Genomic DNA, 9,339 nt, shown 5'->3' with positions numbered 1-9,339 from the left:
AGTAACGGTTTAAGAAAACCTTTGAGTGAAAGCCTTGCCAGTACATTGAGAGAAATGTATGTGGATATTCATCAAACTTTGATTAACTGGGATGACCGCGACAGCTACAGGCATGAGTTTAAATGCCACGCTTGGGAAGCGTTAGCTGAGACAGATCGTCAGAAAAGCCTGTGTCACGTTCAGTACGGCCCGGAGGCGAGTTTTATTGCGGAGATGTATGCGTCGTTTTTTAAGGGATATCTTGGGGAAATTAAACAGAATGGGTACTCAGAGCGGAACATTATCCGGGAGATTAAAGCTGCTCTGAAGGAAAGTGTTACTGCTGAGGATGACTATGTATTTAGTCTCATCCGTGAGCGTTTTGAAGAGCTTTTGCCGCCTGGGTTCGTAAGCTTATCCTGATGACTGACTTCCCGGTCTTTACGCAGTGCTTGATGCTCTCTTCGAACTGGTTACCTGAAGCCTGTTTGTCGTGAAGTTTGTAGGGCGTGTGTTTGTGACCTGTTGCTGAGTCGTGTAATTTCAATGGACATACAGTAACAAAGAGGTGTGGTCGTGATTTATCGTCTTGGGGAGCGTGCGGTCGATATCCAGGGGGATGACTGGTTTATTGCCGATAACGCCACGGTCATCGGTTCCGTCATTTTGCATAATAACGCCAGCATCTGGTACAACGCTGTGGTGCGTGGTGACAATGATCGCATCATTATTGGTGAGGACAGTAACGTTCAGGACGGCTCTGTTCTGCACACAGATCCCGGTATTCCTCTCACGATTGGCAAAGGTGTGACAATTGGTCACAAGGTGATGCTGCACGGCTGTGAAATTGGGGATTTCAGCCTGATTGGGATTAACGCTGTTATTCTTAACGGTGCAAAGATTGGCAAGCACTGCATTATTGGCGCGAATGCTCTGATTCCGGAAGGAAAGGTCATTCCCGATGGCTCCGTTGTAATGGGTTCACCGGGCAAGGTGGTGAAAGAAGTGGGAGCACCGCAGAAAACCGTGCTGGAGCTCTCAGCGGCTCACTATGTACAGAACTTCAAACGCTTCAAGCAGCAGCTGCGTGTTGATGAGCGTTTTCAGTAAGTGATCAAAGTCAGGCTGTCCAGACCTTGACCGTTTTTACCATATTGTCCCGAATCTGCAGTACTTCCATGTGGTATGTATTCACACAGAGGCACACGCTGGATTCGGGAATCTCCTCAAGATATTCCGTAATTAAACCGTTCAGGGTTTTCGGACCATCAATGGGCAGCTCCCAGTCCAGGGATTTATTGGTTTCCCGAATGCTGGCGGAGCCATCGATAATGTAGGTACCGTCTTTCTGTGGAGTGATGTCCTGACTGATGTCATCCACGTCGGTGGTAAAATCACCAACAATCTCTTCCAGAATATCTTCCAGCGTTACCAGCCCGATAATGTCGCCATACTCATCCACCACAAAGGCAGAGCGTAGCTTGTTCTTCTGGAAGTTCACCATTTGAGTGTGCAGGGGTGTGACTTCCGGCACAAAGTAAGGCTCGGAGGTTTCGTTCAGCAGGTCGGCGCGGGTGATCTCTTCCAGATTGATCAGCTTGGCTACGTTACGCATATGCAGTATGCCAAGGGTGTTATTGATGTCACCCTTGTAAACGGGGATGCGGGTGTGCTGAGCGGTACGCAGATGATCGAGGATGTCGTCGATGCTCTCTTCAATATCGATGCCTACAATCTCGTTGCGGGGTATCATGATGTCGTCAACAGTGACGTTTTCCAGATCCAGAATATTCAGCAGCATGCCTTTGTGGCGGGTTGGGATGAGGCTGCCTGCCTCGTTCACTACAGTGCGCAGCTCCTCCTGACTGAGCTGGTCTCCGGAGCCCTCATCAGGGTTCACCCGCATCATGCGCAGCAACCCATTAGACAAGGTGTTCGCCACCCAGACCAGTGGGTAAAGCAGTTTCAGCAGCGGTTTGAGGATCATAGAGGATGGAAAGGCGAAACGCTCTGGATGCAATGCAGCCAGGGTTTTTGGCGTCACTTCACTGAAAATCAGTACTGCCAGTGTCAGCAAAAATGTGGCGGCAGCAATGCCGCCGTCTCCCCACAGACGAATAGCAATGACCGTGCTGATAGCCGCTGAGAGGTTATTCACAAAGTTATTGCCGATCAGGATAACGCCGATCAGACGATCAGGTCGCTCCAGAAGCTCGCTGGTGCGAATAGCACCCTTATGGCCACTGCGGGCCTGGTGGCGCAGACGATAGCGGTTTAAAGCCATCATGCCAGTTTCGGAGCCGGAGAAAAATGCAGAAAGGAACAGCAGGAAAACCAGTACGCCCAGCAGGATGCCGATGGGTGCTTCGTTCAAGGTGATATGCTCTCAGTTGATAACCAGATCAAGGACGAATTTGCTGCCGAAAAAGGCCAGCATAAGGAAAACAAAACCGCTCAAAGTCCAGCGGATAGCGGTGCGGCCGCGCCATCCCCGGAACGTGCGACCGGCCAGAAGGGTGGCAAAGAGTATCCAGGCTAGAGCGCCAAAAATCGTTTTATGGGCAACATGTTGTGCAAACATATCATTCAGGTAAGCAAATCCACTGGCCAGACACAAGGTCAGCAGGATCAGCCCGGCCCATAAAAATTCAAACAGGAGCTTTTCCATGGTTTGCATGGGTGGGAAGGCACGAATGATACCAGTGGGGTGATGCTGTTTGAGGTGTTTTTCCTGATAGGCCAGCAAAAGCGCCTGAAAGGCTGCAACAGTCATAGTGCTGTAAGCCACTATGGAAATAATAATATGGCTGATAATGCCCGCAGAGTGATCCAGCAAAATTGTATGGCGGGCTGAAATAAGGTCGCTGCTGGCAATGGCTGCAACGGCCATAGGCAAAAGAACAATCAGCAGGTTATCCACTGGCTTGCGGATGCTGCTGAGAAGAACAATCAAAATGACCACCCATGAGCTGAGGGAGGCCACGGCAAAAAAGTTCAGGTTAATGCCTTCAGGGGGGTGAATGACATAATAAAGGCTGAAACACTGGGCAACAGCGCCCCCCAGGGCCAGAAGCTGAACAAACAGCTTGTTAATGTCCTTGCCTTTGATTCGCAGCCACTGACACAGGGCGCTGATTACATAGAGAACGACTGCGATGGCGCTGGGCGCTTCTACTGACATTGGCTCACCTTATCCATAGTTTTGTGAGTTTGGCATAAGCCGGGGCAGGGGTGAAGAGGTTTCCTGATTATTCAGGGTGCAGGATGGGGTAAGGTAAAGGTATAATCACTCCTTTTGTATGAACGCCAGGATCAAGAGAGCGCCGGATGTTCGAGAACCTTTCTGATCGCCTGTCAAAGACACTCCAACATGTCACCGGCCAGGCGAAACTTACTGAAGACAATATTAAAGATACCTTGCGGGAAGTCCGTATGGCACTGCTGGAGGCCGACGTTGCCCTGCCAGTGGTGAAAGAATTTGTAAGCCGGGTGCGTGAGCGGGCAATCGGTCAGGAGGTTCAGCAAAGTCTGAGCCCCGGCCAGATCTTCGTGAAGATCGTGAACAGCGAACTGATCGAAGTGATGGGTGCCGCCAACGATGAGCTGAATCTGGCTACCCAGCCTCCTGCCGTTATTCTGATGGCTGGTTTGCAGGGTGCGGGTAAAACCACCTCGGTGGCCAAGTTGTCCAAGTGGCTGATGGAGCGCAAGAAGAAGTCTGTTTTGGTAGCTTCAGCAGACGTTTACCGTCCAGCGGCAATCAAGCAGCTGGAAACTCTGGCCAAAGAAGTGGATGCAGAGTTTTTCCCGTCTACTACAGAACAAAAGCCAATCGACATCGCCCGTAACGCCATTGAAGACGCGCGCAAGAAGCACGTTGATGTGGTGATTATCGATACCGCCGGTCGTCTCCATGTTGATGAAAGCATGATGGACGAGATCAAAGAGCTGCACGGCGCGATCAACCCTATCGAAACCCTGTTCGTGGTAGACGCCATGACAGGCCAGGATGCGGCGAACACTGCCAAAGCCTTTAACGATGCCCTGCCTCTCACAGGTGTGATTCTCACCAAGGCCGATGGCGATGCCCGTGGTGGTGCGGCGCTGTCTGTACGTCATATCACCGGCAAGCCCATCAAATTCCTGGGTATGGGGGAGAAGATCGAGGCACTGGAGCCATTCCATCCTGATCGTATCGCGTCCCGTATTCTGGGCATGGGTGACATTCTGTCTCTGGTGGAAGAGGCGGAGCGCAAGCTCGACAAGAAGAAAGCCGACAAGCTGGTTACCAAGCTCAAGAAGGGCAAGGGCTTTGACCTGGAAGACTTCCGTGATCAGCTGCAGCAGATGAAAACCATGGGTGGCATCGGTGGCCTGATGGACAAACTGCCCGGCATGGGCAACATGGCACAGGTGGCCCAGAACCCACAAGCCGACAAAATGTTTGTGCAGATGGAAGCCATCATTAACTCCATGACGCCAAAAGAACGTCGTAACCCCGACGTGATCAACGGCTCCCGCAAGAAGCGTATCGCTGCAGGTTCCGGTACTCAGATTCAGGATATCAACCGCTTGATCAAGCAGCACAAGCAGATGGCTAAGATGATGAAGAAGATGACCGGCAAGGGCGGTATGGCCAAGATGATGCGTGGCCTTGGCGGGCTGAAGGGCAAAATGCCCGGCGGTATGGGTGGCATGGGTGGACTTGGTGGCCCCGGTGGCATGCTGCCTCCTGGTGGTGGTAAGAAGTTCCCCTTCTAAGGTCTGTTTATACCTCCTTTTGAGTGTGTTGGGTTACACCGTTTCACGGCTAACCCAACTGGCTCATCTCTACTCCCCCACCTCACATAATTCTCCCTTCGGTTGGCTCGTTTTTTTCGGGTTTACTCCCTATATTGCATAAAACTGAAATTACCGTAGAATACTGCGCCTTTACGGGGGAAAGCTCGGGCTTTCTCTCGTCCGGAAAGAGCTTGAGGATGACTTGTCAGCCTCAGAGGATGTCCGGCGGTGGTTTACGTCGTTCTGCCGAAAACTCAGTTTACACAGGAAGAGATTATTCCATGGTAACTATTCGTCTTGCCCGGGGCGGCTCCAAGAAGCGTCCTTTTTACCATCTGACCGTTGCTGACAGCCGCAACGCCAGCACTGGCCGTTTCATCGAGCGTGTAGGTTTCTTCAACCCACAAGCTCGTGGTCAGGAAGAGCGTCTGCGTGTTGACACTGACCGTGTTGACCATTGGGTTAAGCAGGGTGCTCAGATGAGCGATCGTGTTAAGCAGCTGCTGAAAAGCGCTTAATGCACGTCGCCGACAAATCATCTGTTGCCGGTGATGCCAAATCCGAAGACCTTCTGGTCATGGGACGCATCACTGCGGTATACGGGATCAAGGGCTGGGTGAAGGTGTACTCCTTTACTGACCCCATGGCCAATATACTCGACTACCGGCAGTGGAGATTGCGATACCCTAACGGTCGTGAACAGACCGTTAAACTCGACAGCGGCCGTGCCCATGGAAAGGGGCTTATTGCTCTGCTCAACGGCACCGGTGATCGGGATTTAGCCCAGCAATTTGTTGGTGCCGAGATTCTGGTCAGCAGTCGGGATCTGCCAGACGCTGAAGCTGATGAGTACTACTGGTACCAGCTGGAAGGTCTGACAGTGTTTGCCCAAACCGAGGACGGTAACGAAATCAATCTGGGCAAGGTTCATCATCTGATGGAAACCGGGGCAAACGATGTGATGGTGGTACGTGGTGCCAGCGGAAGCATCGACAGACGGGAACGTCTGATCCCCTGGCTGGAAGATCAGGTGGTGACAGAAGTGAACCTAGAACAAGGGTTCATGCGGGTGGACTGGGACCCTGAATTTTGAATTCGAAACCAGTGCAAATGAGGTTCGATGTTGTCACGCTCTTTCCTGAGATGCTGGCTGCGATCACCGATCATGGTGTAAGCGGACGTGCTGTCAGGAATGAACTGATCGAAGTGAATACCTGGAACCCCAGGGATTTCACCCACGATAAACATCGGACAGTGGATGACCGGCCTTATGGCGGTGGTCCCGGCATGTTGATGAAAATTCAACCTCTGCGTGATGCAATACAGGCAGCAAAGGAAGCTGCTGGTCCTGACACGACCGTCATCTATCTTTCGCCTCAGGGTCGCAGACTCGATCAGGCGGGGGTACAGGAACTGGCTGAACGGAAGAAGCTGGTGTTGGTCGCAGGACGGTACGAAGGCATAGATGAACGGCTGGTTGCCGAAGAGGTTGACGAAGAGTGGTCTCTTGGCGATTTTGTCCTGAGTGGTGGCGAACTGCCTGCCATGACTCTTATCGATGCCGTATCGCGCTTTGTACCGGGCACCCTGGGTCATCAGGATTCCGCTCAGGAAGATTCATTTGCTGAAGGATTGCTCGACTGCCCCCATTACACCCGACCTGAGGTGTTTGAAGGGAAGCCGGTTCCGGAGGTTCTGCTTTCCGGCAACCATGAGCGCATCCGCAAGTGGCGGCTTATGCAGTCACTGGGGCGCACATGGCTGAGACGGCCTGATCTTCTCGAAGGTCGGACTATGACGGCTGAGGAAGAGCAACTGCTGGCTGAGTTTATACGTGATCATCATGACGCGGATAACGATCCAGACATCAGTAATTGATCTGACAGTGGATTTTGAAATCCAAAATTTTGAAATCCTGCACTTGAATTAAGAGCGGGTTCTCGATTTCGACTGACTTGGGAGCAACAGAGCAAATGAGCAAGAACAAGATCATTCAGCAGCTTGAAGCTGAACAAATGCAGAAAGAAGTACCTTCTTTCGCACCAGGCGACACTGTTATCGTACAGGTACGTGTTAAGGAAGGCAGCCGTGAGCGTCTGCAGGCTTACGAAGGTGTGGTTATCGGTAAGCGTAACCGTGGCCTGAACTCTGCTTTCACCGTACGTAAGATTTCCAATGGTGTTGGTGTTGAGCGTACTTTCCAGACTTACAGCCCTCTGGTTGCTAAGATCGATGTGAAGCGTCGTGGTGACGTTCGTCAGGCTAAACTGTACTACCTGCGCGAACTGAGCGGTAAAGCAGCTCGCATCAAAGAAAAGCTTAACTAATCCATCACCTCTGTTTTTGCAGCAGAACGACGGGAAAAAGGCAGCCAACTGGTTGCCTTTTTCTTTATATGCTTTTAAAAAATGTGCTTTCTCAGAGTGTCGTGCAATACTGTTCCCCTGTTGAATCTCACAATAAATAGAAAAACAGCAGGTGATTGACTGATGTCTCAGGTAGCAGACAGGCCAGTAGCTATTCAGCAGTGGCACAAGATTATCCAAACCCGTAACCCCGCCATTCTCGGTGATCTGCTCGCCGATGATGTGGTTTTCTATTCCCCGGTTGTGCATACGCCCCAGAAGGGCAAATCTCTGACCCGCATGTATCTGATGGGTGCCAGTCATGTGCTTCTTGCTGGCCCGTTCAAGGTAATGTTGCGCCCTTTGAAGGCAATTAATACTGTTCACAAAAAATGGGTGAGATGCTGAAAATGGTGCAGGAAGGTAAGGTGGCAGTGCCGGGCTGAGGTGCGCTATGAAAGCCTCTCTGCCCCATGAGTTGGCAGACTATCTCGAGTTTCTCTGGCTGGAGAAAGGTTTAAGCGATAACAGTCGTCAGGCTTATCACCGCGACCTTTCCCAGCTCAACAGCTGGCTCCACGAGAATGAACTTACCCTTCTCGGTTTGACTCAGGAGCAGCTGCGCGACTTCCTTGCCTGGCGATTTGAGCCGGACTCCAATCTTCGCTCCAAAGCACGCATGCTCTCTTCTGTGCGAGGATTCTATCGTTGGCTGCTGAAAAATGAGCGTATAGCGGCTGACCCGACACAGTTAATCGAATCTCCCCGCACAGGGCGCTCTTTACCCAAAATACTTACCGAAGATGATGTAGAGAGTTTGCTGGCGGCACCTGATCTTCAAACAGAACTGGGATTGCGGGACAGAGCTATGCTGGAGATCCTCTACGCCTGTGGTTTACGGGTAACAGAGCTTGTGGAGCTGGAGCTTTCACGGGTGAATCTGCGCCAGGGTGTTTTGCGTATTCATGGCAAGGGCAGTAAGGATCGGCTGGTACCCATGGGAGAGGCAGCCTGTGAATGGCTGGAGCGTTATCTGGCGTTTTCCCGAGCTGAGTCATTGCAAGGTTTGCAAAGTGATGTATTGTTTCCCGGCAGAGGTGGAAAGGCTATGACTCGCCAGACGTTCTGGCATCGCATCAAGAAGTATGCAGTTGTTGCGGGCATTAATAAGCCGCTATCGCCCCATGTGTTGCGCCATGCGTTTGCAACACATCTGTTGAATCACGGGGCTGATTTGAGAGTTGTGCAGATGTTGCTGGGGCACAGTGATTTATCCACCACCCAGATTTACACCCATGTTGCCCGGCACAGACTGCAAAAACTGCACGCAGAACACCACCCCCGTGGTTAGGCTATGGTTAAAAAATTGAAAATGATTTCGGTATAAAAATGAGGTTGCCAATGTTAGTGAGGAAGGGGCTGAAGGCTCTACTGGTTTCGGCGTTGTTGATCACCGGCATAACCAGTACAGCGCGAGCGGACGACAAAGTAGAAGATGCAAAGTTAAATACGGTTAAGGCAACTATTCAGGCTGGTTTGAAACAGGTAAATGAGGGGCTGGTGCTGGAATCTGTGGAGGCTGCGCCTGTTAAAGGCATCTATCAGATTCAGATGAAGTCTGGCGAACTGCTGTATGTCTCTGAAGATGGTCAGTACATCTTTGGTGGCGACCTGATGAAAATCCGCCAGGGCGGCTTGGATAATCTCACCGAAAAAGTACGTGAGCAGCAAGTGAAAAAGCGCTTCGCAGCGGTGGATGTGAAGGATATGATCGTGTTCTCCCCCAAGGGAGAGCGCAAAGGTGTGCTCTATGTGTTCACCGATGTGGATTGTGGCTACTGCCGCAAGCTGCATCAGGAAGTACCCGAGCTGAATGCCAAGGGGGTGGAAGTGCGGTATCTGGCCTTCCCCCGTGGCGGTGAACGCGCTCCGGCCTTCGCCAAGATGATATCAGCCTGGTGTGCCAAAGATCGCAATAGTGCTATGACAACTTTGAAAGAGGGTGGTTCTATTCCTCCGGCTACCTGTGAGAACCCTGTGAATGACCAGTACCAGCTGGGTATTTCTCTGGGCGTGCGTGGCACTCCGGCTATTTATCTTGAAGATGGTCGTTCTATCCCGGGCTACCAGCCAGCACCGGCTCTGCTGAAGTTGATGGGTTTATAAGCTCTGCTTCAGTCAGATACTGATTTTTTATAAAGCCTACCCGATGTGTGACTTTCAGGCCGAAATT

The 9,339-nt window shown here is 51.5% G+C and carries 12 protein-coding genes; 10 read left to right on the top strand and 2 right to left on the bottom strand.

Annotation, left to right across the window (positions count from 1 at the left end; all coding sequences use genetic code 11):
• Both E1189_RS05210 and E1189_RS05205 read left to right on the top strand, forming a co-directional pair.
• Positions 1 to 402 (top strand): hypothetical protein (locus tag E1189_RS05210; RefSeq protein WP_230460181.1); only part of this gene is annotated, 402 nt, incomplete at its 5' end.
• Positions 403 to 555: 153 nt separating this feature from the next.
• Positions 556 to 1,089, top strand: a complete 534-nt coding sequence (locus tag E1189_RS05205) for a gamma carbonic anhydrase family protein (protein WP_329601902.1) — start codon at positions 556 to 558, stop codon at positions 1,087 to 1,089.
• Between the two features lie 10 nt (positions 1,090 to 1,099).
• On the opposite strand, the gene E1189_RS05200 is transcribed toward E1189_RS05205, so the two are convergent.
• Positions 1,100 to 2,353 carry an HlyC/CorC family transporter gene (locus E1189_RS05200; RefSeq protein WP_155158989.1) on the bottom strand — a complete coding sequence of 418 codons (1,254 nt, stop codon included), beginning with the start codon at positions 2,351 to 2,353 and terminating at the stop codon, positions 1,100 to 1,102.
• Between the two features lie 12 nt (positions 2,354 to 2,365).
• Positions 2,366 to 3,160, bottom strand: coding sequence for a cytochrome C assembly family protein (locus E1189_RS05195; protein ID WP_155158988.1), 795 nt, complete (start codon positions 3,158 to 3,160; stop codon positions 2,366 to 2,368).
• A gap of 146 nt (positions 3,161 to 3,306) precedes the next feature.
• Between E1189_RS05195 and ffh the strand changes: the two genes are divergently transcribed.
• The 8 genes from ffh to E1189_RS05155 all read left to right on the top strand — a co-directional run bounded on the left by ffh (position 3,307) and on the right by E1189_RS05155 (position 9,272).
• On the top strand, positions 3,307 to 4,740 hold the full coding sequence (gene ffh, locus E1189_RS05190; protein WP_155158987.1) for a signal recognition particle protein: 1,434 nt from the start codon (positions 3,307 to 3,309) through the stop codon (positions 4,738 to 4,740).
• 302 nt (positions 4,741 to 5,042) lie between these two features.
• On the top strand, positions 5,043 to 5,279 hold the full coding sequence (rpsP, locus tag E1189_RS05185; RefSeq protein ID WP_155158991.1) for a 30S ribosomal protein S16: 237 nt from the start codon (positions 5,043 to 5,045) through the stop codon (positions 5,277 to 5,279).
• Positions 5,279 to 5,854 (top strand): ribosome maturation factor RimM, encoded by a 576-nt coding sequence (gene rimM, locus E1189_RS05180; RefSeq protein WP_155158986.1) that lies wholly within the window; start codon positions 5,279 to 5,281, stop codon positions 5,852 to 5,854. Before rpsP ends, rimM begins: the two co-directional genes overlap by 1 nt.
• Positions 5,855 to 5,871: 17 nt before the next feature.
• Entirely contained in the window at positions 5,872 to 6,639 is a 768-nt protein-coding gene (trmD, locus tag E1189_RS05175; RefSeq protein ID WP_155158985.1) for a tRNA (guanosine(37)-N1)-methyltransferase TrmD, read from the top strand.
• 95 nt (positions 6,640 to 6,734) lie between these two features.
• Entirely contained in the window at positions 6,735 to 7,088 is a 354-nt protein-coding gene (rplS, locus tag E1189_RS05170) for a 50S ribosomal protein L19 (RefSeq protein WP_155158984.1), read from the top strand.
• A gap of 162 nt (positions 7,089 to 7,250) precedes the next feature.
• Complete coding sequence (locus E1189_RS05165) at positions 7,251 to 7,514, top strand: hypothetical protein (protein WP_155158983.1); 264 nt, start codon at positions 7,251 to 7,253, stop codon at positions 7,512 to 7,514.
• Between the two features lie 46 nt (positions 7,515 to 7,560).
• Positions 7,561 to 8,457: a site-specific tyrosine recombinase XerD gene (xerD, locus tag E1189_RS05160; protein ID WP_155158982.1), complete on the top strand. Its 897-nt coding sequence runs from the start codon at positions 7,561 to 7,563 to the stop codon at positions 8,455 to 8,457.
• Between the two features lie 50 nt (positions 8,458 to 8,507).
• A complete protein-coding gene (locus E1189_RS05155; RefSeq protein WP_196221212.1) occupies positions 8,508 to 9,272 on the top strand; it encodes a DsbC family protein in 765 nt (254 codons plus the stop codon).
• Positions 9,273 to 9,339: the final 67 nt, after the last annotated feature.

This window comes from Parendozoicomonas verongulae (genome assembly GCF_009711465.1).
GTDB classification, from domain to species: domain Bacteria; phylum Pseudomonadota; class Gammaproteobacteria; order Pseudomonadales; family Endozoicomonadaceae; genus Sansalvadorimonas; species Sansalvadorimonas verongulae.
The sequence above is the reverse complement of the archived record's forward strand: the minus strand, read 5'-3'. Positions and strand labels throughout refer to the sequence as shown.

What these genes read in the sequence shown, in the direction of transcription:
- E1189_RS05195 (WP_155158988.1), bottom strand. Translation starts at nt 3,160, where the DNA reads ATGTCAGTAGAAGCGCCCAGCGCCATCGCAGTCGTTCTCTATGTAATC.
- ffh (WP_155158987.1), top strand. Translation starts at nt 3,307, where the DNA reads ATGTTCGAGAACCTTTCTGATCGCCTGTCAAAGACACTCCAACATGTC.
- rpsP (WP_155158991.1), top strand. Translation starts at nt 5,043, where the DNA reads ATGGTAACTATTCGTCTTGCCCGGGGCGGCTCCAAGAAGCGTCCTTTT.
- rimM (WP_155158986.1), top strand. Translation starts at nt 5,279, where the DNA reads ATGCACGTCGCCGACAAATCATCTGTTGCCGGTGATGCCAAATCCGAA.
- trmD (WP_155158985.1), top strand. Translation starts at nt 5,872, where the DNA reads ATGAGGTTCGATGTTGTCACGCTCTTTCCTGAGATGCTGGCTGCGATC.
- rplS (WP_155158984.1), top strand. Translation starts at nt 6,735, where the DNA reads ATGAGCAAGAACAAGATCATTCAGCAGCTTGAAGCTGAACAAATGCAG.
- E1189_RS05165 (WP_155158983.1), top strand. Translation starts at nt 7,251, where the DNA reads ATGTCTCAGGTAGCAGACAGGCCAGTAGCTATTCAGCAGTGGCACAAG.
- xerD (WP_155158982.1), top strand. Translation starts at nt 7,561, where the DNA reads ATGAAAGCCTCTCTGCCCCATGAGTTGGCAGACTATCTCGAGTTTCTC.
- E1189_RS05155 (WP_196221212.1), top strand. Translation starts at nt 8,508, where the DNA reads ATGTTAGTGAGGAAGGGGCTGAAGGCTCTACTGGTTTCGGCGTTGTTG.